The following is a 21,144-nucleotide window of genomic DNA, read 5'->3' as shown; positions in this document are numbered from 1 at the left end:
GGCGCCGCGGCCGGTCAACCGAGGGCGAGCGTGCCGTTGGAGCTGCGCCGCACGTTGTCCAGCTCCTTGATGAGGCCCAGGGTCAGCGCCCGCGAACGCTCCAGGTGGCGAAGCGGTGCCGCCTCGAGCGCCTGCTCGGCGCCCGAACGCAGCTCCTCGCGCCAGGTCTCCAGCGCGTCGTCACCGATCCCGTCGGCGACGCGGTCGTTGTAGGCGTCCACGTCGTCGTCGTCGAGTGCCGCCAGCGCGTCGGCCGCCAGTTCCTCGAGCGCGTCGAGCAGGTGGCCGTGCGCGGCCGCGAGCTGGTGCAGGCCCTCCACGTCGGCGGCTTCCTCGACGGCCTCGCGGTACGCCGCCAGCCGCTCACGCTCCTGGCGCCAGGCACGCGCGTGGACGTCCGGGTCGTCGCCCTCGGGCAGGTCGTCGGTCGCGGCCGCGTAGGTGGCGGCGGCCTCCTGCAGCGCGGTGGCCGCCGTGGTCAGCGCCAGGACTTCGTTCGCCGAGGCGCGCAGGTGCTCGGCGACCGTGAGGGTCTGGTCGTCCAGTGGCTGCAGCCGGGCGAAGAGGGGGTCGGCGCTCTCCACGGGCAGCGCGGCCGGTCGCGAGGGCAGCGGATGGTCGGCGGCGTCCTCGAGCCGGTCGGCCTGGCGTGCCAGGTCGTCGGTCAGCCGCTGGGCGTCCTCGGCGACCCGGTCGGCGTCACGCTCGGAGCCGGTCACGGCCTCTGCGGCGACGACCTGCAGCGCTGCCGCGGTCTGCTGGGCGTCGTGGGCGGGCGAGGAGAGGGTCGCGCGCAGGGCCGCGAGGTCGCGGTTCAGTTCGCCGCGCGCCGCCGCCAGTTCGGCGCGCTGCGCCTCGGCGGTGGTGTTGCGGGCGTCGAGGACGGCGCCGGTGGCACCGACGGCGAGCAGCACGCCGACGAGTCCGGCGGTGGCGCGCCCGGGTCGGGAAGCAGGCATGGAAACCTCGGGGGAAGTGGGACAAAGCAAACGCGCCCCCGTGAGGGCGCGGTCGGTGGTCGAGGGTACGGTCCCGAGCGCGACGTCCCGGCCGGCACCTGTCCGCCCGGCCGGCGCCACATGGACGGGTCGCTGGGCGCGTGGCGCACCCAGGAGAGGAACACGCATGGACGACGAGGTGCCCCTGCGGGTCCGCCGACTGCACCCGGATGCGGTGCTCCCCGCGTACGCGCATCCCGGCGACGCGGGACTCGACCTCACCAGCGTCGAGGAGGTGACCCTGCCGCCCGGCGGTCGCGCCGCGGTGCCGACGGGGTTGGCGGTGGCGATCCCGACGGGCTGGGTCGGGCTGGTGCACCCGCGGTCCGGCCTCGCGCGACGGCACGGCGTCACCGTGGCCAACGCGCCGGGCACCATCGACGCGGGCTATCGCGGCGAGGTGCTCGTGCTGCTGTGCAACCTCGGCGACCGGACGGTCACGCTGGGGCAGGGGGAGCGGGTGGCCCAGTTGCTCCTCCAGCGGGTGGGTCGCGCCGTGGTGCAGGAAGTGGACGAATTGGACGACACGATGCGCGGTAGCGGCGGCTTCGGATCCACGGGACGCGGCGCGGTGCTCGCCTGACGCACCGGCGCCGAACGGTTTTGCTCGGTCGGGCCCGAGCGGTTACCTTCCCGGACCGCACGCGGATGTAGCTCAGTTGGCTAGAGCGCCACCTTGCCAAGGTGGAGGTCGCGAGTTCGAATCTCGTCATCCGCTCCAGAACGACGACAGAACCCCGCTCCGGCGGGGTTTCGTCGTTTCTCGGGTAGGTGCGTCACGTGTCGCTGGCGCCGCCGAGGCCGCAGCGGACGAGGCGGACGAGGTTCACGACGATGGCGATCGTGCCGCCGACGATGCCGACGGCCAGGCCGACGCGGACCAGCCAGGACCAGTCCTGCGGGTAGCCCGCGAAGTCGAACGGGAAGACGTCCCAGAGCCGGACGGCGACGGCCAGACCCACCGTGGTCGTCACGAGGTCGGCGAGCGCTCGGAAGGCCCCGCGGTCGCGGACGAGGAACGCGGCGTTGGCGAGCATGCCGGCGACCAACGACACGGTCAGCAGCGGCAGCACCTCGGTGAAGTCTTCGGTCAGGAACCCGGGCCAGCCCCAGTCGAGCAGCCGGCCGGCGACCCACAGCAGCAATCCGTTGACGGCGATGGCGACGACGTAACCGGCGCGGTTCGCGGCGGTGGGGTGTCGGCGCGTGAGTTCCGGTACGCGTGTCGTGGTCATGGCACCCTCCTCCGGCCTCTCCTCCAGCGAACGACGCCGTGGCATCGCCTGCCAGGGGAGGAGGGCCTCGGAGGAGGCCACCGGACGGCCTACGGGTCGCCGCCCGTGCCGGCGTCACTCGCCTCGGTCGCCGGTCCGGTCGGAGCTCCGCTGTCGTCGTCCGCCTCCTGCACGTCCTCCTCGGCGGTGGCCCCGGTCGCGGCGTCGCCGTCCTCCGTCGGCGCGCCGGTCGGTACGTCGGCGTCGGCCGGGGCGTCAGGCGTCTGGGCGGTGTCGGCGGCCCCCTCGCCGGCGTCGCGCTCGGCGGAGGCGTCGGCCTTCGTGCTGGCCGCGGGCGGATCATCGTCGAGGATGGTGACGCGGGCCTTGGCGCGGGCGAGCGTCACGCCGGCGGGCGAGCGCAGCCGGATGGTGAAGCGTTCGTTCGGTTCGTCGAGGTCGTCGCCACGGACGGTCACCTTGATGGTGCCGCGGGTCGCGCCCCGCGGGATCGTCAGGGTGCCGCTCGCCGCCTTGTAGTCCTCACCGGCGACGGCGCTGCCGTCGACCGTGGTCCAGTCGATGCTGACCGCGCGGCTCGTCGGCTCCGACAGTCGCACCGTCAGCACGGCGGAACGTTTCGTGCCGGCCGCTCCCTCGGTCACCTCGACGTCATCGATCCGCGCGGCCGGGACCGGCGGCACCACCCGGCCCGCCTGGTCGAGCGTGCCGAGGCAGTACCCCCGGCTGCGGGCGCCGTCGATGATGGCCGGCAGAGCGGCGATGCTGCGGTCGACGTTCGCGGACGCGTCGTGCAACAACACGACGGCGCCGTCGCGCAGACCTCGCAGCACGAGGTCCCGGATCGTGGCGGCCGAACGTCCGGAACGCCAGTCCTGCGGGTCGACGTCCCACAGCAGCTGTCGCATGCCCATGCCGCTGATCACGTCACGGACGCGGGTCGAGGTGGCGCCGTAGGGTGGTCGGACGAGGGTCGGCTTCGGCGCGCCGATACCGACGATGGCGCGGTTGGTCCGGTCGATCGTGCGCCGGATGTCGGCATTGCCCAGCCGGGTCAGGTTCTCGTGCCGATAGGTGTGGTTGGCCAGCACGTGCCCGTCGGCGTGCACCCGCCGAGCGACGGCGGGGTTGGCCGCCACCATCGAACCGACCTGGAAGAAGGTCGCCTTGACGCGGCGGCCCGCGAGCACGTCCAGCACCCGCGGCGTGGAGCGCGCGTGCGGTCCGTCGTCGAACGTCAGCGCGACCGTCCCGCGCGAGCACGGTGTGACGGCCGCGTGCGCGGGCGGCGTCGGCAGCGCCCAGCCGGCCGTGAGCGTGACGACCAGTGTCACCGTCGCGGCGGTGCGTCGGAGCATCCCGACGCACGGCAGGCGCCGGCCCCCCGTTGCGACCATTCCCCGTCCTTCGTCCTCGACGTCCACGATGACGCCGACGACGCAGGTATGTGGCCGAACGTTGCCGCTGGCTCGGCGACGTGCGACGCCAGCGCGCGCCTACGCCACCTGGTCGGGCCGGCCGGGCGAAAGGGACGATCCGTCGTCAGAGGACGACGTCGGCCAACCGGTCCACCTGGTCCGGGTCCGCCACCGTCGGGTCGAGGATCACCTCGTGGATGCCGACATCGGCGAACGCCGCGAGGGCGTCGCGGATCGCCTCGGGGGAGCGCAGCGCGCCGTCGGCGACGACGGCAGCCATGTCGCCCATGGGCGCGTAGTAGTCCAGCAGGTAAGCGCGCGAGCGCTCGAGCGTGTCGCCGAGGCCGAAGTAGGCCAGCGCCACGAACCTCGGCTCCCCGTCCCGGCCCGCTCGTTGCCATGCCGTGCGGACGCGGTCGATCATCGCCTTGGTGGCCTCGATCGGGGCGCCGCCGGCGCTCCAGCCCGCGCCGAACTCCACCACGCGGCGGACCGCGGCGTCCGAGGTGCCGCCGATGACGATGGGGATCGGCGCCTGGACGGACGGTGGCACGACGGGGCGCGACCCGCCGTCGAATGGCTCGCCGTCCAGTGCGGCGCGAAGGTCACGCAACTGCGCGTCGAATCGCCGCCCCCGCGAGCGGTAGTCGCGCTCGGCGAGGGCGTAGTCGCTGGCGCGCCAGCCGATCGACAGCCCGAGCGTCAGCCGTCCGCCCGTCAACTGGTCCACGCTCGCGGCCTGCTTGGCCAGCTCCGCGGCGCTGCGCAAGGGGGCGATCAGCACGTTGCTCATGAAGCGGATGCGCTCCGTGACGGCGCCGGCCGCCGCGAACAGTGTCAGCTCCTCGTAGCCGGGGTAGTCGAGTGCGCCGATCGTCGCCAGGCTGGAGAACCCGGCCCGGTCGGCGCGTCGGGCCCAGTCCAACAGGCTGGCGCCGGTCGCACCCGGGACCGTGTTGGGGAGCCCGATCCCGATGTCCATGCCGTTGCCGTTCCCTCGGCGTTCCCGACGGCGGGCGGTCCGACCGGCCGGAGCCGGTCGGACCGGCCCGCCGTCGCTTCTCAAGGGGACGCGAGCCACCCGCTCCAGCGCCGCACGGTCACCACGACGAGGGGGCCGGGCGGCACGCTCTCACGGTACGCCCGATATCGCTGCACGAGAAGGGACAATCCGGGGTGGTCGGCCGCGGGGGCGTCGACGATCTCCGCCGACCCGTCCGCGCGCACCCACCACAGCCGCGACCAGTCCTCGTCGTAGTGGTCGACCAGCAGCGCGCAGCGGGGGTCGTGACGCAGGTTCTCGAGGCGGCGCAGGCGCGTGGTGCGCTTGCGTTTGTGGTCCACGACGAAATGGACACGGTCGCCCTCGACCGCATGCACGACCGGGACGAGGTGCGGCATGCCGTCGGGGGCCACGGTCGCCAGGCGTGCGACCCGGGCGGCGGCGAAGCGTCGGCGCGCCTCCTCGGCCTCCATTGGCGACCTCGTTCGGGGCGGGATGGTGCGCCTCGCAACCGCCTATCACGGTCATTGCGCGGTGTCCACTTCGGCGGTACGGTCTTCTGGTCGGGTGTCGAGACCACGGGGACCTGGCGACGTCGAAGCGCGACATCGAGGCCGCCATGCTGCTCCCACCACCACCCGCCACCCCACCGCCCACCGAGGCGGACCTCGACGCCCTCGAGCTCACGGGGTGCGTGGTGTGCGGGGACGAGGCGCCCGCGGGCACGGTCTGCTCGCGGGCCTGCGCGGTGGAAGCCGAGCGGCAGGTGTCTGCCAACGTGGCCGAACTCCGTCTGCTCCCCGCCGGGGCGGATGCGCGTGCCCGCCGCCAGTTCCTCACCGCACGCAACGGCCGGCTCACCGACGCCATGTTGAGCTGGCGCCCGGGCGACGGCAACGGCAGCTGAGCCGGTCACGCGACCTGTCGGCAGTGCCCGTTTCGCACGCGCAATGCGTCCATCTCCGGCCTGCCCGGACGGCCCCGACCCCGGTGGTCGGCTGCCGCCTACGCTCGCGACACGACGTTTCGAGCCCGGAGGACGAGCATGCGCGTTGAAGGCCTGACGGACGCCGACATGGAGACGGTCGGCACCGCGACCGCCACGACCACCACCGCCGACGTGCAGGACGGCGACGCGACCGACGTGCGTGACGGCGACGCGGCGGACGCCGACGGCACCGACGCGGACGGCACCGACGCGGACGGCACCGATGCCGACGGCGCGGACGCCGACGGGGACGCCACCGACGCCGCCGACGGCGACGGGGCCGACGTGGACGGCACCGACGCCTGACATGCCGACCTCGTCCCTGACACGACTGGTCGGGGACGCGAGGGCCTTCCTGGACACCACGTTCGGGAAGGCCCCGTTGCACGTCCCGGCCAGCGCTCCCGACGCCTACGACGACGTCCTTTCGCTTGCGCACGTCGACGACCTGGTGGCCGGCTCGGGGCTCCGCGCGCCGGCGTTCCGGCTGGTCGAGGACGGCGTGACGCTGCCCGCGGGGCAGGTCACCCGCCGGGTCCGAATCGGCTCTCGCCAGGTCGACGACCTGATCGACGTCGCGGCCGTGCACGCCGCGTTCGACGACGGCGCCAGCATCGTGCTGCAGGGTCTGCACCGCTCCTGGCCGCCGGTCGCGGAGCTGTGCCGCGCCCTGGAGGCGGAACTGACCCATCCCGTGCAGGCCAACGCCTACCTGACGCCGCCAGTCGCACAGGGGCTGCACCTGCACGAGGACCCGCACGACGTCTTCGCCGTGCAGACCCACGGTGTCAAGCGGTGGGTCGTGCACCCGCCCGGCCAGTCGGAGCCCTGGGACCTCGAGCTCAAGCCCGGAGACGTGCTGTACCTGCCGGCCGGCACCCGCCACGCCGCCCAGACCCTCGAGCAGCCGTCGCTCCACCTCACGATCGGGGTGCGCACGGTGCGATGGTCGTCGCTCGTCCGGCGCGCCGTCGACACGGCCCTCGCCAGCGCCGACCTCGACCAGACCCTGCCCGGCGGCTGGGCCGGCGACCCGCTCGTCCACCGCGAGCAGTTGGCCGAGCACCTCGACCGGCTCGCGATCGCGCTGCGCGGCGCCGACGTCGACGCGGCCCTCGAGGCGTCCGCGGCGTCCTTCTGGTCGGCGCGGGTGCCCGACCGCAGCGGTGGCCTGCGCGACCTGCTCGCACTGGACCACCTCGACGACGCGACCCCGCTCCGGGTGCGGCCGTACCTCGGCGCCCGCCTGGTGGACGCCGGGGAGGTCGTCGAACTCGTGCTGCCCGATCGACGGCTCCGTCTGCCGGCGCCGCTGCGGCCGGCCCTCGAACAGGTGCTGCAGGACGGCCGCTTCCGGCCGGCGGACCTCGATGCGCACCTGGATCCGAACAGCCGCCTGGTGCTCTGCCGCCGGCTGCTGCGTGAGGGACTGCTGACCGTCGACCGGGGGACCGGTGGCGAGCCGGCGTGACCGATCTGTGCGCGCTGGACTCGCGGACACGTGCGGAACCTCCGCTGGGAACCGCGTCGCGCGCCCGCCGCTGGATCCTGCTGGAACAACCCGGACCGTGGGGCGCCGAGGCACTCCAGGACTCCGACCTCCCGCCGGCCGTCCGCGACCGGCTGCTGGACTGGTCACGAGCCCTGCCGGCCCGGGTGCTGCTGCTCCGGCGCCCCGGCGGCCAGCGACCGCTGGGCACGGAACGGACGTTGTACGCCGGCACCAGCCAGGGCATCGGTGGCTGGCTGGAGTCGTTCGCGCTCGAGCACGTCCAGCAGGTGCTCGACCTCGACCTGGATGCCCTGCGCGAAGGACAGACCGTTGGTGGGCTGCGGGTGCTCGACCCGCTGTACCTGGTGTGTACCAACGGCAAGCACGACCCCTGCTGCGCCAAGTTCGGTCTCCCGGTGGCGCAGGCGCTGCTCGAGCAGGTGGGCGAGCGGGTGTGGGAGTGCTCGCACGTCGGCGGTGACCGGTTCGCCGGCAACGTGGTGTGCCTGCCGGACGGCTTGTTCTACGGTCAGCTGGACGCCGACACCGCCCGGGTCGTCGTGGCTGCGCACGAGGGTGGGCGGATCACCCTCGAGCACTTCCGCGGGCGTTCCGCCCACCCCTTCGCCGTCCAGGCCGCGGAAGTACTGGTCCGCGAGCGGCTGGGCATCCAGGGCGCCGACGCGCTGCGTGTCGTCTCGGTCGATCGTCAGGACGACCGCCACCGGGTGCGGTTTCGCCGCCTTGCCGGCCCCGACGTGGTCGTCGAGGTGCGCACGCGCCGGGACGGCACGCCCGCACGGCTCACGTGCGCGGGCGCCACCGCCGTGGCGCCGCGCTACGAACTACTCGAATTGCGCGAGGAGTGAGCACCCACTGGTGATCGAACGGATGTTCGGTACCGTGGTGGCATGACGGAGCTCGCGTGGCAGGGATCACTCCTCGGCGGACGATCGCCGACCTTCGACCCCGCCATGCCCGGCCTCCTCCGCCACGAGCTCGCGGCCGGTGCCTGGGTCGACCACCTGCCGGGCTGGCTGGCCGGCGCCGACGAGGTCTTCGCGACCGCGTTGGCGTCGCTGCCGTGGGGCCAGCGCACCGAGCGCCTGCACGGGCAGGAACTCCTGCAGCCCCGACTCACGGCATCGATCCCGGTCGCGGAGCCGCCCGCAGGTCTGGAGGTGCTGGCCGAGCTCGGACGGGTGCTCGACGCCCGCTACGGCCGCCACTTCGAGCGCATCGGCGCGAATCTCTACCGCGACGGTCGTGACTCGGTGGCCTGGCACGGCGACCGCATCGCACGTGACCTGCCCGAGGCGGTCATCGCGATCGTCTCCGTCGGCGCCGCGCGGACGTTCCGGCTGCGTCCGCGGGGCGGCGGAGCGAGCCTCGGCTTCTCGCTGGGCAACGGCGACCTGCTGGTCATGGGCGGCAGCTGCCAGCGCACGTGGCAGCACACCGTGCCGAAGGTGGCCGACGCCGGGCCGCGGATCAGCCTCACCTACCGGCACGCCTACCCGTGACCTCCATCAGCCGGCGTGGTCTCGAGTTCTGACGGCCTCGAGCGTGTACATCAGCGGCAGGCGTTCGCGTCCGTTCGGCAGCTCGTAGCGCCCGGCCTCGTTGCGCCGCATCCAGTCGAAGAACGCCCACTCCAACTCGGCGTGCTCGGCGAGGCGCGTGAGCCGCAGCCCCGCGTCCAGCACGGCTTGCACTGTCTCGCCGAGCCCGTGGGCCCACTCGCGCGTCACCGGTGCCGACACCGGCGTGTCGTCACCGGTGTAGGTCGTCGGCGTCACCCATTCGGTGGGCGCCGGCTGCTCGAAGTAGGGATGGGCCACCACCAGCAGTTCGTCGTCGCGCTCGTCGTCGAGCGCGTTCAGCATCGGATGCCCCTCGCGCAGGTAGAGCCGACCGCCGGGCGCGAGCAGACCCGCCACGATCCGCGCCCACCGCGACACCGACGGCAGCCAGTTCAACGCGCCGACGCCCGTGTAGACGACGTCGAACGTCTCCGGCAATGCCTCGGGCACCTCGTCGACCGACGCCTGGACGTACCGGACCGGGGGACCGGCCCGCTCCGCGAGGTCGCGCGCCACCGCGATCGCGGACGGCGAGAAGTCGACCCCCGTCACCTCGCCCCCCAGACGTGCCAGCGACAGCGTGTCCGTGCCGATGTGACACTGCAGGTGCACGACCCGCAGCCCCGTCAGGTCCCCGAGGAACGGCGCGTCGTGGGCGACCACGTCGGACAGGCGGCTCGGGTCGTCGACGTAGCGCTGCAGGCCGTAGGCCTCGCTGGCCGCATGGATGGGCGTCCGCGCCTCCCAGTTGGCGAGGTTGGTGCGGGCATGTTCGTCCACGCTGGCGCTCCTGGCCGACGGCAGCCGACCCACGCTAGTCCAGGACGGTGACGTGCGCCCCGGCGACCCGGCACGCGACCGGGGCCGGCGCGGCGCCCGCGGCCACCGTGCGGTACGCCCGCCAGGCGATGCCCGATGCAGCCCGCGGAGGCCGACATGCCGGTGCTGGTGACGTTGTTCCGCGTCGCCTCCTGGCTGCGCGGGGCACGGGCCTTCCATCCCCACGGCCTGGTCTACGCCGCGCGCTGGGAACCGACGGCGGCCGCGGCCGACGAACTGCCGGGCTCGTCCCTGGCGGCGGGCCACCGGCCGGCACGCCTGCGCATCTCCCACGGCATCGGACTGCCCGCGACGCTGCCCGACGTCCTCGGACTGGCCGTGAAGGTGCTGGACGTCCATGGCCCCGGACGCGACCAGGACCTGCTGCTGGCCTCCGGTGGCCGTGGCCGGATCGGTCGACATCTGCTGCGCCTGGCACGGGACGTGGCCGGCGGCGCGTTCACGAGCCTGCTCCCGTATCGGCTCCCGGGCGGGACACGCCGACCCGTCCTGGCCCGAGCGCTCGACGGGTCGGCGCCGGTCACCTACGCCGCGCTCGCCTCCGGGCGTGTCGCCCGGCCGCCGGACTTCGAGGTGCGTCTGGGCACGGCGGACGGGGTGGTCCTCGGGGTCCTTCGAGCGGGGCCGCCCACGCGGCCGACACACGCGGATTCAGCAGCCCCGACAGCCTCGCCCGGGCCGGCGGCCGTCCCCGTGGTGCCCGGTGACGACGAGCACCTCGACTTCGATCCCTGGCACACCGGGCCGGAACTGCGGCCGGTCGGGTGGCTCAACCGGCTGCGCCGGCCCACTTACGGCGCCAGCCGCGCCGGCCGCGCCAGTCGCACGACGTCGCGAAGGGCGCGCTAGCCTTTCCTGTTAGTGATCGTTCACTTTCGGGAGGGAGCCGGCGCGTGAGCACGGACGAACGCGAGCAGGTCGAAGCGCAACTCCAGGCCTTGTTCGCCGCACATCCGCCGGCGGACACGCCGGAACCGGAGTTCTGGGGCGCCCAGTTCGACCACGGCCTGGCCTGGGTCCAGTTCCCCGAGGGGGTGGGCGGCCTGGGCGTCAGTCCGCGCTGGCAGGCCGAGGTCAACCGGCGCATCGAGGCGGCCGGCGGCTCGATCCGCAACCGGTACCTGAACATCCTCGGCATCGGCATGGGCGCCGGCACGCTGCTGGCGCACGGCACCGAGGAGCAGCAGCGGCGCTTCCTGCGCCCGATGTTCACGACCGAGGAGATCTGGTGTCAGCTCTTCTCGGAGCCGGGCGCCGGATCCGACCTGGCGGCACTGTCGACGACCGCCGTGCGCGAGGGCGACACGTGGATCGTCAACGGCCAGAAGGTGTGGAACACGCTCGCGCACCTCGCCAAGTGGGGTCTGCTCGTCACCCGCACCGATCCGGACGTGCCGAAGCACGCCGGGCTCACCTACTTCGTGGTCGACATGGAGGCCGAGGGCGTCGACGTCCGGCCGCTGTACCAGATCACCGGTGAGGCGGAGTTCAACGAGGTCTACTTCGACGACGTCCACATCCCCGACTCCATGCGGATCGGTGCCGTCGGCGAGGGCTGGACCGTCGCGATGACCACACTGATGAACGAGCGGGTCGCCATCGGCGGGAACGTCGCCCCGCGCGGCAGCGGCGCGATCGCCCACGCCGTGGAGGCGTGGAAGCGCACCGACGGGTCCGACCCCGTCGCGCGCGACCAGTTGCTGGGCTACTGGATCGAGGCCGAGGCGCTGCGGCTCACGGCCATCCGGGCCGGCGAGGCCGCCCGCCGCGGCACGCCCGGCCCCGAGGGTTCGACCGCGAAGCTGCACTGGGCGGACCTCAACAAGGCCATCACCTCGTTCGCCATCGACCTCATGGGGCCCGAGGGGGTGACCTACCCGGGCGGTTACGAGTTCGTGCGCCCGGAGCTGACCGCCACCCGCACCGAGGACCCGCACAAGGCGTTCCTGCGGGCACGGGCCAACTCCATCGAGGGCGGCACCAGCGAGATCATGAAGAACATCCTGGGGGAGCGCGTGCTGGGTCTGCCCGGCGAGCCGCGCGTCGACAAGAACGTCGCCTGGCGCGACGTCCCGCGCAGCTGACGAGGAGTACGCCATGACGACCCAGACCACGCCCCACGAGGGCGAGATGACCGTCACGTTCGTGGAGACCGACGAGCAGCAACAGCTGCGGGGGATGCTGCGCGACTTCCTCGGCTCACGAGCCACCTCGGAACGCGTCCGCGAGGTGATGCAGACCGACGCCGGCGTCGACGACGCCGCCTGGAAGGAGCTGGGCGAGTACGGGCTGCTCGGCCTGACGGTCCCCGAGGCGCACGGGGGTGCCGGCTCGACGTTCGTGGAGCTCGCCATCGTGGTCGAGGAGGCGGGCAAGCGGCTGCTGCCCGTGCCGCTGCTGTCGTCGGCGGTGCTGGGCACGACCGTGCTGCAACGGGCCGGCACGTCCCAGCAGCTCCAGCGCTGGCTGCCCGACGTGGCGACCGGCGCGACCCGCCTGGCCCTGGCCCACCTCGACGAGCGCGGTCGCCTGACCGCTGATCCCGGTGTCCGGGCCACCCGCGACGGCGATGGCTGGCGCCTGACGGGCACTGCCGGGTACGTGATCGACGGGCACACCGCGGACCTGCTGCTCACGGCCGCCGTCACCGACGACGGCCTGGCACTGTTCGCCGTCCCGGGCGACGCCGCCGGATTGAGCCGTGAGCCGCTGCCCGCCCTCGACCTCACGCGCCCGCTCGCGACGCTGCGCTTCGACGGCGTGCACGTGGACGCCGAGGCGGCGCTCACCGGCGGTGATCCCATCACGGCCCTGCACGACGGCATCGCGGCCGGCGTGGTGGCGCTGGCCTGCGAGCAGGTCGGCGGCGCCCAGGAGGTGCTGTCCACGACCACGGCCTACGCCCGCGAGCGCATCCAGTTCGGTCGTGCCATCGGCTCGTTCCAGGCGGTCAAGCACCGCCTCGCCGAGGACCTCGTCAAGCTCGAGGCCGCACGATCGGCCGCCCTGCACGCCGCCCGCGCGATCGCCGCGGGGGATCGGCAGGAGATCGCCATCGCGGCGCCGATGGCCAAGGCGCTGTGCAGCGAGGTGTACGAGACGATCGCCGCCGACGGCATCCAGTTGGCCGGCGGCATCGGCTTCACCTGGGAGCACGACGCACACCTGTACTTCAAGCGGGCCAAGGCCACGAAGCTGCTCCTGGGCGACCCGCACCTGCACCGCCGCCTGCTGGGCGACGTGCTCAGCCTGTGAACGAGCCGGCAGCGGCGTCCGTCCCGGCCCCGACGTCGGGGCGGACGTCGACCACGCGCGGCCAGCGCCGTCGCGAAGCCGTCCTGGACGCCGCCGAGCAGTTGTTCCTCGAACACGGCTTCCACGGCACTAGCGTCGACGACCTGGGCGCCGCCGCCGGCATCACCGGTCCGGGTCTGTACCGCCACTTCGCGTCCAAGGACGCGCTGCTGATGGCGGTGCTCGACCGGATCTGGGAGCAGCTGCGACCGGCCATCGACCGGGCCGCGGCCCAGCCGCCCGGCGAGGCCGTGCGGACCCTCCTGGACGCCCAGCTGGAGCTCGCACTCGGTCAGCCGTCGGCGCTGGTGCTGCTGGTACGCGAGTTGCGTCACCTGCCGGCGGACTACCGGCGGCTGGCGGCCCGCAACCACCGTCGCTACGTCGACGCGTGGGTCGACGCGCTCCGACGGGGCGCGCCCGCGCTGTCCGACGAGGACGCCCGCACCGCGGTCCTGGCCGTGCACGGCCTGATCGACTCGGCCGCGCTCAACCCCGAGGCACAGCGCGTGCCGCAACGGCGTGAGCTGTTGCGTTCGCTCGCGGACGCGGTGCTCGACCGTGCCGTGGCCCGCTGAGGCGACCGGCGAACTCGGGTACCCGCTGCACGGCGGGAAGCGCCCGGCCCGGACGCGCACCGCTCGAGCGGGTGCGGTCGGGCCGGGCGCTTCGTTGCCCGGACGCGATGGCTACAGGGTGGCCATCACGTCGTTGATGGCGTCGATCAGCCGCTGGTGGTCCGCGCTGTTCAACTGCTTCAGCGCGTTCTGCAGCTGCGGCTTGGCCGCGTTGCGCTGCGGACCGTCGGCGAACCGCTCGGCGCGCTCCACGAAGCCGTAAACCTGCTTCGCCTTGTTGGCCGCCAGTGAACCGTCACGGGCGAGCTGGTCGATGGTCGCGCGGATCAGCGGGAAGCTGGGCTCCCACGTGATCATGCGCATCGACATCGCGTTGTGCTCGTCGAGTTGGACCGTCTTGGCGGCCTCGATCTCGTTCGCGGTCAGGTCGTCCGTCGGCGTCAGGTCGAGGACGTCCAGGCCGCGGGCGATCTCCGCGCCGAAGACGTTGCCGTTGTACCAGTAGCCCGACCAGTGCCCACCGAGGATCATCACTTCCTCGTCGATCGGGCCGCGGTCGAAGTAACCGATCTCGAACGGGTTCTTCGGGTCGGTCCAGTCGAACATGGAGATGCCGCCCTGGTACCAGGCCTGGACGATGACGTCACGGCCGGGCACGGGCACGATGTTCGCCTGGTGGGCGACGCAGTTCTCCGTGTTCGTCTGGGGAGCCGGCAGCTTGTAGTAGCTGGCGAACTCGAGCTTGCCGTCCACGATCTCGAACAGGGCATTCGCGCCCCAGGACAGCTGGTGGTTCGCCGCGCACCGGGGACCGGTGCCGCCGCCCCACTCGTCGGTGAACAGCACCTTCGTGCCGTCGTTGCTGAAGTTCGCCGAGTGCCAGTACGAGAAGTTCGGGTCCGCGACGGCGTCGATCCGCACGGGGTCGGCCGGGTCGGAGATGTCGATCAGGATGCCGTTGCCCTGGCAGGCGCCGGCGGCCAGGCCGATCTCCGGGTAGGCCGTGATGTCGTGGCAGGTGTTGGTGTTCGGAAGCGGCGAGTAGGCGGCACCGGCCGGTGCACACGAACCCTCGGCAGCGGTTGCGCACGGATGCAGCGCACCGGACTGCGTGTTGTTGAGCCCGTTCAGCGCCCCGGTTTCCTCGTCGGCGAACAGCCTGGCCTCGTTGACGATCCGGGCTGCCGCCGGGTTGGCCAGAGGCACCTCGATGACCTCGATCTGCCAGCGGTCGACGTTCTCGTCGGTCACCGGGTCGGTGGTCAGCGGGTGGTCGGTGCAGCCCGGCTCCTCGTCGGGGTGCCGGAACGTGGAGGTGCCGTTGTTGTAGATGTAGACCCGCGTCGGGTCGTTCGGGTCCTCGACCAGGCGGTTCGTGTGCGACCCGCGGCACGTCTGCACGGCCGCCACTTGGAACGGATTGTCGAGGTCGCTGATGTCCCAGATGCGCACACCACGGAACCGTTCGGGGTCGGGCTGGTCCCCGGGCAGCGTGCCCTGCGCGCCGCAGTCGACGCGAGCGGTGGCTTGCTCCACCGAGTGGAAGAGCAGGTTGCCGTGGACGTTGACGTCACCCTGGCCGCCGGGGCAGAGGACCTCCGTGCGCAGCGTCGGGTTGCTCGGGTCGGAGATGTCGTAGATCTGGAAGCCGCGCCAGTTGCCGTGGATGACGTGGTCGCCGGTGAACGCCATGTCCGAGTTGGCCGTCCCGATCGCGGCCGCAACGTTGGGACTCAGACTGGTCGCGGGGTCGAAGAACGGACTCTCACGCTTGTCGAAGAACCCGGTCTGCTCCATGCCCAGCGTCGCGGTCTCGGCGTCGAAGGCGCCACCGCCGAGCCCGACGCGTGGGTCGTCGGTCGAAGGAAGCTGCGCGAAGGCCGCCGTCGGCAGGGCCCCCGCCAGCAGTGCTACCGAGGCCGTGATCGCCAGCGAGCGACGTCCGGCCCTGGGCATCCGTCCCATGCGACGGAACGTGAATCTCATACGTACACCCTCCCAGGTCACGTGAGGCCTCCCATGGCGCCGCTCTCCGACGGCGATCCCGGCGGCGCTCCCGTGCCGTCCGGGATTGGAGGCGCGACGACAATATTCGTGTGGGCGACAATTGCGACCAATTGGGTCGACGCGCGCCCACGACGGCCGATCGGCCGAGGGCGCAAGGCATGCGCAAGGGCCGGCGGTCTGGGAAGACCACCGGCCCTTGCCGACCCCACCCCTGGGAGTCGGAGCCTCTGCGAGAGAGGCGAGCTGGGTTCGTCAGGCGAAGGCGACGGCGTCGCGGCGGAGCTTGAGGACGACCAGGCCGAGGCCGAGCAGGGTCAGGCCGACCACGAAGGCGAAGGCGGAGAAGGCGTAGGACAGGATTCCGAGGGCGAGCACGGTGGTGAGCGAGGTGGCGGTGATCCAGCTCATGCGGGCGTCGTTGGGGACCATGACGGGTTCGCCGGCCTCGTCGAGCACGACCTCGCCGGTGGCTTCGTCGATCTGGGGGACCATGCGTTCCATCTCGGCGTAGCGCAGCCCTTCGGTGGACTCGAGCTGGTGGTGGGTGATGATGTCGGACTGGACCCACATGGAGATCGGGCCGCGCACGGCGATGCCGGGGATGGCGGCGTCGTCGGGGGTGACGATGTTCTCCACGGCGGCGGTGCGGTAGGTGTAGATGGCGCCGCCGATGCCGCCGAGGGCGGAGAAGGCGCCGATGATGATGGCGGCGAAGGCGACGAGGGTGAACAGCCGGTTGGGGCGCAGGTGGAGTTCGATCTTGGGGGCGGTGCCCTGGGCGCGGCCGGTGGTGAGGTCGGTGCTCATGTGGGTCTCGCTTGTTCGGTGGGTGGTGGCGCCGGTGTCGGTGCCGTTGGAAGGGAGTGTCGACGGTGCGACGGTTCGTATCGCCGGTCGCAAGGCCTGACCTGGCGCGCGGAAGGTCCCGACCCGGCCGGGACCTTTGCGCCCCACCCGGGCGCGTCCACCGCCTCGGCCCCACACACCCCGCACACCGACGCGGCCACCTACCCGCCGGGCGGTCACGTCCCAGGCAGCGTCACGCCGGGACGAGTTCGCGGAGGCGTGCCGCCGTCGTCGCGTCGAACGGGAAGAACGTCTCGATCGCGAGCTCGGCCACCGTCACGTCCACCGGCGTGCCGAAGGTCGTCATGGTCGTGAAGAAGGCCAACTCGCCCGCCGGGTGCCGCAGGCGGACCGGCAGCACCACCTCGGCGGGGACGTCGAGGTGGCGCGGCAGCGCGCGGACGGTCGGGTAGCGCTCGACCTCGGCGAGCAGGTCGGCCAGCGCCTTGTCCCCGGACAGTTCCACCTCGCGGCGGAGCCGCCCGAGCAGGTGATGGGCCACCTCGTCGAGGTTGCGGATCCGCGGCGCGATGCCGTCCGGGTGCAGGGTGGCCCGATAGACGTTCGCCGGCGGCTCCAGCAGGTGTGCGGCGACGCCGTCGACCAGGACGGCGACGGCCGCGTTCATGTCGACGAGGTTCCACCGGCCGTCGACCGCCAGCGCCGGGTTCGGCAGGTGCCCGCGCAGCACCGTGTCGACGGCCTGCCGCACCGCCGACAACTCCGGCGCCTGCAGCGGCCGGTGCCCGTAGGACGGCGCGAACCCCGCCGCGGTCAGGAGCCGGTTGCGCTCGCGCAGCGGGACGTCCAGCGCGTCGGCGAGGGTCAGGACCATGTCGCGGCTCGGCCGCGACCGGCCGGTCTCCAGGAACGAGAGGTGGCGTGTGGAGACGCCGGTCGCCAGGGAGAGGTCCAGCTGTGTGCACCGGCGCCGCTCGCGCCAGTCCCGCAACCGGTCACCGAAGCTCTCGACGACTCGCTCGGCGCTGCTCACGCGGATCCTCCGGTCTCGCCCTGGCTACGTCGGCACCGTACGTCCGGGCCGCACCGGCGTCCGTTACCTCCCAGGTCATCGACGGTGTGACGTGGCGACCGCAGGGTGGCAGGACCCGCCGGCGAACCGCCGGCACGTCGAGGAGGAAGCCTCATGACCAGCACCGTCCGTCCCACCACCGCGGCCGCCACCGGGCAGGCACCGCGTCGTCTGCCGACTGCCGCCGTCGTCGACCTCGTCGCCGGCGTGGTGCTGCTCGCGCTGGCGGTGGCCGATCCGTTCGGTGCGCCGACGTGGCTGCGCTGGACGCTCGCCGGCGTGGGCGACGTCCTGCTGATCCTGGCCGCGGTCGGTCTGGTCCGGGCACGGCGGTCCGGAGCGCGAAGCCGGATGGCCGGCGCGCGGCGGTGACCAGGCGCAGGGCCGACGGGGTGGGCCGATCCGCGCGCGGCCCCTAGGCTCTGCGCGCATGAGCGAACACGTCACGGAATCCGGCCCGACCCTCGGCGACCTCCAGGCGCGTGCCAGTGCCTGGATCGCGGGGGACCCCGACGAGTCCACCCGCGCGGAGCTGCAGGCGTTGCTCGACGCGGGCGACCAGGCAGAGCTGCTCGAGCGCGTCGGTGTCGGCCTGGAGTTCGGCACGGCCGGGCTCCGGGGGATCGTCGGCGCGGGCACCAACCGCATGAACCGCGCCGTGGTCCGGCGCACGAGTCGCGGGCTGGCCGACCACTTGCTCGCGACGGTGCCCGGCGCCGCCGAGCGCGGAGTCGTCGTCGGCTTCGACGCCCGCGTCGACTCCGAGGAGTTCGCGCGCGAGGCGGTGGCGGTGTTCGCGGGCGCCGGGCTGAAGGTGCGGTGGTTCCCGTCGCCGCGGCCGACCCCGCTGGTCGCCTACGCGCAGCGCGTCCTGGACGCCGCGGCCGCCGTGGTCATCACCGCCAGCCACAACCCGCCCGAGTACAACGGCTACAAGGTGTATGCCGAGGGTGCGGCGCAGATCGTGCCGCCGACGGACGCCGCCATCGCGGCGGCCATCGAGGCCGCGGGTCCGGCGGTCGACATCCCGCTGGCGGACCCGCTGGCCAGCGAACTGGTGGCGCCGGTCCCCGCCGAGGTCGTCGACCGCTACCTCGGCGAGCTCGCTGCCGCGCGGCCCGACACGCCCGGTCCCGACCTGACCATCGTCTACACCCCCCTCCACGGCGTCGGTGGTGAGTTGGTCCAGCGCGCCATGGGCGAGGCCGGGTTCCACGACCTGCACCTGGTGCCCTCGCAGGCGGAGCCCGACGGCCGGTTCCCGACCGTCCGGTTCCCGAACCCCGAGGAGCCGGGCGCCATGGACGCGGCGCTGGAGCTGGCCCGGGAGGTGGATGCGACGCTCGTCCTCGCCAACGACCCGGACGCCGACCGCCTGGCGGCGGCGGTGCCCGACGGCAACGGCGGCTACCGGCTGCTGACCGGCAACCAGATCGGCGTGCTGCTCACCGACCACCTGCTGGCCGGCACGGACGCGGACCGGCCGCTGGTGGTTGCCTCGATCGTGTCCACGCCCATGTTCCGCGACGTCGCCGCCAAGTACGGCGCGCACGCGGAATTCACGCTGACCGGGTTCAAGTGGATTTGCGCCGCCGCACGGGACCTGGAGCGGGCCGAGGGCCGCTCGTTCGTGTACGGCTTCGAGGAAGCGCTCGGCTCCTCGGTCGGGACCGTCGTGCGCGACAAGGACGGCATCGGCGCTGCCGTCGCGTTCGCCGGGCTGGCCCGTTCGCTGGCGGCGGAGGGCCGCACCGTCCGCGACCGGCTCGAGGAGCTCTACCGGCGCCACGGCCTGTGGGTCAGCCACCAGCACTCGATCACGCGTCCCGGAAGCGCCGGCCTCGCGGAGATCGCGCAGGCGATGGCCGTGCTGGAGACGCAGGTTCCCGAGGAACTGGCCGGACAGCAGGTCCTGTCGAGCCTCGACTACCGCGTCGGCGCCGAGGAGCGTCCGCCCTGGCTCGAGGCGCACGACATGGTGGCGCTCGAGCTCACCGACGGGCGAGCCCTCATCCGCCCGTCGGGTACCGAACCCAAGCTGAAGATCTACGTCGACCTCCGCGGCGAGCTGCGCCCCGACGAGGACCTCGACACCCGCGCCGAGGAACTGCTGCAGCGCGCCGCCGCGGTCGCCACCGACCTGGCCGCGTTCGTCGGTCTGAACTGATTGGATCCTGCCCGCCAGCCTGACCGCCCCGGTCGCCGAGGCTCGCCGTCCGATTCGTCGCCCACCCACCAACCTCGATCCACCGCAGGAGATCCCATGCCGATCGCGACCCCCGAGGCCTACGAGGAGATGCTCGACCGCGCCAAGCGCGGCGCGTTCGCCTACCCGGCGATCAACGTCACCTCGTCCATGACCCTGAACGCGGCGCTGCAGGGCTTCGCCGAGGCCGAGAGCGACGGCATCGTCCAGGTCTCCACCGGCGGCGCCGCCTTCTGGTCCGGCTCGTCGAAGAAGCACATGGTCGTCGGTGCGACCGCGTTCGCGGAGTACGCCCGGGTCGTCGCCGAGCAGTACCCGGTGAACATCGCGCTGCACACCGACCACTGCCCGAAGGACAAGCTCGACGACTTCATGCGGCCGCTGGTCGAGATCTCCCGCGAGCGGGTCGCCCGCGGTGAGCAGCCGCTGTTCCAGTCCCACATGTGGGACGGCTCGGCCGTCGAACTCGAGGAGAACCTGTCCATTGCCAAGGAACTGCTCGCGGCCTGCCGTGACGCCCGGGCCATCATGGAGATGGAGATCGGCGTGGTCGGCGGCGAGGAGGACGGCATCGTCGGCGAGATGAACGACAAGCTGTACTCCACGCCGGGCGACGCGATGCGGGTCGCCGAGGAACTCGGCACGGGAGAGCACGGCCGCTACCTGCTGGCGGCGACGTTCGGCAACGTCCACGGCGTCTACAAGCCGGGCCACGTGCAGTTGCGACCCTCGATCCTCAAGGACCTCCAGGACGCCGTCGCCGGCAAGACCGGCGTCGAGCAGCCGTTCGACCTCGTCTTCCACGGCGGGTCCGGTTCGACCCTCGACGAGATCCACGAGGCGCTCGACCACGGTGTGGTGAAGATGAACATCGACACCGACACGCAGTACGCCTTCACGCGGCCGGTCGCCGACCACATGTTCCGCAACTACGACGGCGTGCTGAAGGTCGACGGCGAGGTCGGCAACAAGAAGGTCTACGACCCGCGCGGGTGGGGCGCTTCCGCGGAAGCGGCGATGGCCCGCCGCGTGGTCGAGGCCTGCGAGATGCTGCGGTCGACCGGCACCAAGGTCCGCTGACACGCGCTGCCGACGGGCCGCGCCCCAGCGTGGGCCGGCCCGTCGGCGGCCGTGGCCAGCCGGCGACGACGCCCCGCGCGGGCGGGCAGGGCAGACGCGTGGACCCGATCCCCGAGCAGCGCTTCGAGGAACTGGTGGGGAAGGCGCTCGACGACGTCCCCGACGAACTCTGGGAACAGTTCGACAACGTGGTCGTCCTGGTCGAGGACCGCCACGAGGACGAACCCGACCTGCTCGGCATCTACGAGGGCATCCCGCTGACCGAGCGCGAGGAGTACGCCGGTGCCATGCCCGACGTGATCCGGATCTTCCGCCTCGCGCTGTGCGACTACTGCGACGACGAGGAAGACCTCGTCGAGGAGATCTACGTCACGGTCGTGCACGAGTTCGCCCACCACCTGGGCATCGACGACGACCGTCTCCACGACCTCGGCTGGGCCTAGGCCAGCTGCGGCAGCCGGCGCCGCCAGCCCACAAGCTGACGCTGGTCAGGTTTCGGGTATGCGGTTTGAGCGGATGGGGCCGCGCGGCGACCCACCACCT

General features: G+C 72.7%; 23 protein-coding genes and 1 tRNA gene. 15 read left to right on the top strand and 9 right to left on the bottom strand.

Going from position 1 to position 21,144, the window contains the following annotated elements; all coding sequences use genetic code 11:
• Positions 1–14 precede the first annotated feature (14 nt).
• Positions 15–959 (bottom strand): hypothetical protein, encoded by a 945-nt coding sequence (locus tag ACERM0_RS10055; protein WP_373678459.1) that lies wholly within the window; start codon positions 957–959, stop codon positions 15–17.
• Positions 960–1,125: 166 nt separating this feature from the next.
• On the opposite strand from ACERM0_RS10055, the gene dut reads away from it, so the two are divergent.
• The gene (gene dut, locus ACERM0_RS10050; RefSeq protein WP_373678458.1) at positions 1,126–1,581 is read left to right on the top strand and encodes a dUTP diphosphatase; all 456 of its coding nucleotides are present in this window, start codon (positions 1,126–1,128) and stop codon (positions 1,579–1,581) included.
• A gap of 61 nt (positions 1,582–1,642) precedes the next feature.
• Positions 1,643–1,719: transfer RNA gene (locus tag ACERM0_RS10045), tRNA-Gly, on the top strand.
• A gap of 55 nt (positions 1,720–1,774) precedes the next feature.
• Here ACERM0_RS10045 and ACERM0_RS10040 read toward each other — a convergent pair.
• The 4 genes from ACERM0_RS10040 to ACERM0_RS10025 all read right to left on the bottom strand — a co-directional run bounded on the left by ACERM0_RS10040 (position 1,775) and on the right by ACERM0_RS10025 (position 5,127).
• Positions 1,775–2,233 (bottom strand): hypothetical protein, encoded by a 459-nt coding sequence (locus tag ACERM0_RS10040; protein ID WP_373678457.1) that lies wholly within the window; start codon positions 2,231–2,233, stop codon positions 1,775–1,777.
• An 89-nt stretch (positions 2,234–2,322) separates the two neighbouring features.
• Positions 2,323–3,591 carry a polysaccharide deacetylase family protein gene (locus ACERM0_RS10035; protein WP_373678456.1) on the bottom strand — a complete coding sequence of 423 codons (1,269 nt, stop codon included), beginning with the start codon at positions 3,589–3,591 and terminating at the stop codon, positions 2,323–2,325.
• A gap of 184 nt (positions 3,592–3,775) precedes the next feature.
• Positions 3,776–4,633 (bottom strand): LLM class flavin-dependent oxidoreductase, encoded by an 858-nt coding sequence (locus tag ACERM0_RS10030; protein WP_373678455.1) that lies wholly within the window; start codon positions 4,631–4,633, stop codon positions 3,776–3,778.
• Between the two features lie 80 nt (positions 4,634–4,713).
• Complete coding sequence (locus tag ACERM0_RS10025) at positions 4,714–5,127, bottom strand: TIGR03668 family PPOX class F420-dependent oxidoreductase (RefSeq protein ID WP_373678454.1); 414 nt, start codon at positions 5,125–5,127, stop codon at positions 4,714–4,716.
• Between the two features lie 146 nt (positions 5,128–5,273).
• Here ACERM0_RS10025 and ACERM0_RS10020 point away from each other — a divergent pair, with 146 nt between their 5' ends.
• From ACERM0_RS10020 to ACERM0_RS10000, 5 genes are all read left to right on the top strand, one after another.
• The gene (locus ACERM0_RS10020; RefSeq protein ID WP_373678453.1) at positions 5,274–5,561 is read left to right on the top strand and encodes a hypothetical protein; all 288 of its coding nucleotides are present in this window, start codon (positions 5,274–5,276) and stop codon (positions 5,559–5,561) included.
• A 138-nt stretch (positions 5,562–5,699) separates the two neighbouring features.
• Positions 5,700–5,948, top strand: a complete 249-nt coding sequence (locus ACERM0_RS10015) for a hypothetical protein (RefSeq protein WP_373678452.1) — start codon at positions 5,700–5,702, stop codon at positions 5,946–5,948.
• A 1-nt stretch (position 5,949) separates the two neighbouring features.
• Positions 5,950–7,113 carry a cupin domain-containing protein gene (locus ACERM0_RS10010; protein ID WP_373678451.1) on the top strand — a complete coding sequence of 388 codons (1,164 nt, stop codon included), beginning with the start codon at positions 5,950–5,952 and terminating at the stop codon, positions 7,111–7,113.
• Entirely contained in the window at positions 7,110–8,003 is an 894-nt protein-coding gene (locus ACERM0_RS10005) for a sucrase ferredoxin (RefSeq protein WP_373678450.1), read from the top strand. The genes ACERM0_RS10010 and ACERM0_RS10005 overlap by 4 nt, the downstream gene beginning before the upstream one ends.
• Positions 8,004–8,045: 42 nt before the next feature.
• Positions 8,046–8,657 carry an alpha-ketoglutarate-dependent dioxygenase AlkB gene (locus ACERM0_RS10000; protein WP_373678449.1) on the top strand — a complete coding sequence of 204 codons (612 nt, stop codon included), beginning with the start codon at positions 8,046–8,048 and terminating at the stop codon, positions 8,655–8,657.
• Positions 8,658–8,663: 6 nt separating this feature from the next.
• On the opposite strand, the gene ACERM0_RS09995 is transcribed toward ACERM0_RS10000, so the two are convergent.
• Complete coding sequence (locus ACERM0_RS09995; protein WP_373678448.1) at positions 8,664–9,497, bottom strand: class I SAM-dependent methyltransferase; 834 nt, start codon at positions 9,495–9,497, stop codon at positions 8,664–8,666.
• 135 nt (positions 9,498–9,632) lie between these two features.
• Between ACERM0_RS09995 and ACERM0_RS09990 the strand changes: the two genes are divergently transcribed.
• Genes ACERM0_RS09990 through ACERM0_RS09975 form a run of 4 tightly spaced genes read left to right on the top strand, consistent with a single transcriptional unit; the run spans position 9,633 to position 13,429 of the window.
• Positions 9,633–10,406: a hypothetical protein gene (locus ACERM0_RS09990; RefSeq protein ID WP_373678447.1), complete on the top strand. Its 774-nt coding sequence runs from the start codon at positions 9,633–9,635 to the stop codon at positions 10,404–10,406.
• Positions 10,407–10,450: 44 nt separating this feature from the next.
• Entirely contained in the window at positions 10,451–11,641 is a 1,191-nt protein-coding gene (locus tag ACERM0_RS09985; protein ID WP_373678446.1) for an acyl-CoA dehydrogenase family protein, read from the top strand.
• Between the two features lie 13 nt (positions 11,642–11,654).
• The gene (locus ACERM0_RS09980) at positions 11,655–12,812 is read left to right on the top strand and encodes an acyl-CoA dehydrogenase family protein (RefSeq protein ID WP_373678445.1); all 1,158 of its coding nucleotides are present in this window, start codon (positions 11,655–11,657) and stop codon (positions 12,810–12,812) included.
• Positions 12,809–13,429, top strand: coding sequence for a TetR/AcrR family transcriptional regulator (locus tag ACERM0_RS09975; RefSeq protein ID WP_373678444.1), 621 nt, complete (start codon positions 12,809–12,811; stop codon positions 13,427–13,429). Before ACERM0_RS09980 ends, ACERM0_RS09975 begins: the two co-directional genes overlap by 4 nt.
• A gap of 111 nt (positions 13,430–13,540) precedes the next feature.
• Here the strand turns inward: ACERM0_RS09975 and ACERM0_RS09970 are convergent, their stop codons facing one another.
• From ACERM0_RS09970 to ACERM0_RS09960, 3 genes are all read right to left on the bottom strand, one after another.
• Positions 13,541–15,385, bottom strand: a complete 1,845-nt coding sequence (locus ACERM0_RS09970; protein WP_373678443.1) for an LVIVD repeat-containing protein — start codon at positions 15,383–15,385, stop codon at positions 13,541–13,543.
• A 303-nt stretch (positions 15,386–15,688) separates the two neighbouring features.
• Positions 15,689–16,243 carry a hypothetical protein gene (locus tag ACERM0_RS09965; RefSeq protein ID WP_373678442.1) on the bottom strand — a complete coding sequence of 185 codons (555 nt, stop codon included), beginning with the start codon at positions 16,241–16,243 and terminating at the stop codon, positions 15,689–15,691.
• A gap of 232 nt (positions 16,244–16,475) precedes the next feature.
• Positions 16,476–17,276 carry a helix-turn-helix domain-containing protein gene (locus ACERM0_RS09960; protein WP_373678441.1) on the bottom strand — a complete coding sequence of 267 codons (801 nt, stop codon included), beginning with the start codon at positions 17,274–17,276 and terminating at the stop codon, positions 16,476–16,478.
• Between the two features lie 153 nt (positions 17,277–17,429).
• Between ACERM0_RS09960 and ACERM0_RS09955 the strand changes: the two genes are divergently transcribed.
• From ACERM0_RS09955 to ACERM0_RS09940, 4 genes are all read left to right on the top strand, one after another.
• On the top strand, positions 17,430–17,687 hold the full coding sequence (locus ACERM0_RS09955; RefSeq protein ID WP_373678440.1) for a hypothetical protein: 258 nt from the start codon (positions 17,430–17,432) through the stop codon (positions 17,685–17,687).
• Between the two features lie 58 nt (positions 17,688–17,745).
• Positions 17,746–19,482 carry a phospho-sugar mutase gene (locus tag ACERM0_RS09950; protein WP_373678439.1) on the top strand — a complete coding sequence of 579 codons (1,737 nt, stop codon included), beginning with the start codon at positions 17,746–17,748 and terminating at the stop codon, positions 19,480–19,482.
• A 96-nt stretch (positions 19,483–19,578) separates the two neighbouring features.
• Entirely contained in the window at positions 19,579–20,601 is a 1,023-nt protein-coding gene (fbaA, locus tag ACERM0_RS09945; RefSeq protein WP_373678438.1) for a class II fructose-bisphosphate aldolase, read from the top strand.
• Between the two features lie 98 nt (positions 20,602–20,699).
• Entirely contained in the window at positions 20,700–21,044 is a 345-nt protein-coding gene (locus ACERM0_RS09940) for a metallopeptidase family protein (protein ID WP_373678437.1), read from the top strand.
• The last annotated feature ends 100 nt before the right edge of the window (positions 21,045–21,144 follow it).

The organism is Egicoccus sp. AB-alg2 (assembly GCF_041821065.1).
GTDB lineage: Bacteria > Actinomycetota > Nitriliruptoria > Nitriliruptorales > Nitriliruptoraceae > Egicoccus.
The sequence above is the reverse complement of the archived record's forward strand: the minus strand, read 5'-3'. Positions and strand labels throughout refer to the sequence as shown.

What these genes read in the sequence shown, in the direction of transcription:
- ACERM0_RS10055 (WP_373678459.1), bottom strand. Translation starts at nt 959, where the DNA reads ATGCCTGCTTCCCGACCCGGGCGCGCCACCGCCGGACTCGTCGGCGTG.
- dut (WP_373678458.1), top strand. Translation starts at nt 1,126, where the DNA reads ATGGACGACGAGGTGCCCCTGCGGGTCCGCCGACTGCACCCGGATGCG.
- ACERM0_RS10040 (WP_373678457.1), bottom strand. Translation starts at nt 2,233, where the DNA reads ATGACCACGACACGCGTACCGGAACTCACGCGCCGACACCCCACCGCC.
- ACERM0_RS10035 (WP_373678456.1), bottom strand. Translation starts at nt 3,591, where the DNA reads ATGCTCCGACGCACCGCCGCGACGGTGACACTGGTCGTCACGCTCACG.
- ACERM0_RS10030 (WP_373678455.1), bottom strand. Translation starts at nt 4,633, where the DNA reads ATGGACATCGGGATCGGGCTCCCCAACACGGTCCCGGGTGCGACCGGC.
- ACERM0_RS10025 (WP_373678454.1), bottom strand. Translation starts at nt 5,127, where the DNA reads ATGGAGGCCGAGGAGGCGCGCCGACGCTTCGCCGCCGCCCGGGTCGCA.
- ACERM0_RS10020 (WP_373678453.1), top strand. Translation starts at nt 5,274, where the DNA reads ATGCTGCTCCCACCACCACCCGCCACCCCACCGCCCACCGAGGCGGAC.
- ACERM0_RS10015 (WP_373678452.1), top strand. Translation starts at nt 5,700, where the DNA reads ATGCGCGTTGAAGGCCTGACGGACGCCGACATGGAGACGGTCGGCACC.
- ACERM0_RS10010 (WP_373678451.1), top strand. Translation starts at nt 5,950, where the DNA reads ATGCCGACCTCGTCCCTGACACGACTGGTCGGGGACGCGAGGGCCTTC.
- ACERM0_RS10000 (WP_373678449.1), top strand. Translation starts at nt 8,046, where the DNA reads ATGACGGAGCTCGCGTGGCAGGGATCACTCCTCGGCGGACGATCGCCG.
- ACERM0_RS09990 (WP_373678447.1), top strand. Translation starts at nt 9,633, where the DNA reads ATGCAGCCCGCGGAGGCCGACATGCCGGTGCTGGTGACGTTGTTCCGC.
- ACERM0_RS09980 (WP_373678445.1), top strand. Translation starts at nt 11,655, where the DNA reads ATGACGACCCAGACCACGCCCCACGAGGGCGAGATGACCGTCACGTTC.
- ACERM0_RS09970 (WP_373678443.1), bottom strand. Translation starts at nt 15,385, where the DNA reads ATGCCCAGGGCCGGACGTCGCTCGCTGGCGATCACGGCCTCGGTAGCA.
- ACERM0_RS09965 (WP_373678442.1), bottom strand. Translation starts at nt 16,243, where the DNA reads ATGAGCACCGACCTCACCACCGGCCGCGCCCAGGGCACCGCCCCCAAG.
- ACERM0_RS09955 (WP_373678440.1), top strand. Translation starts at nt 17,430, where the DNA reads ATGACCAGCACCGTCCGTCCCACCACCGCGGCCGCCACCGGGCAGGCA.
- ACERM0_RS09950 (WP_373678439.1), top strand. Translation starts at nt 17,746, where the DNA reads ATGAGCGAACACGTCACGGAATCCGGCCCGACCCTCGGCGACCTCCAG.
- fbaA (WP_373678438.1), top strand. Translation starts at nt 19,579, where the DNA reads ATGCCGATCGCGACCCCCGAGGCCTACGAGGAGATGCTCGACCGCGCC.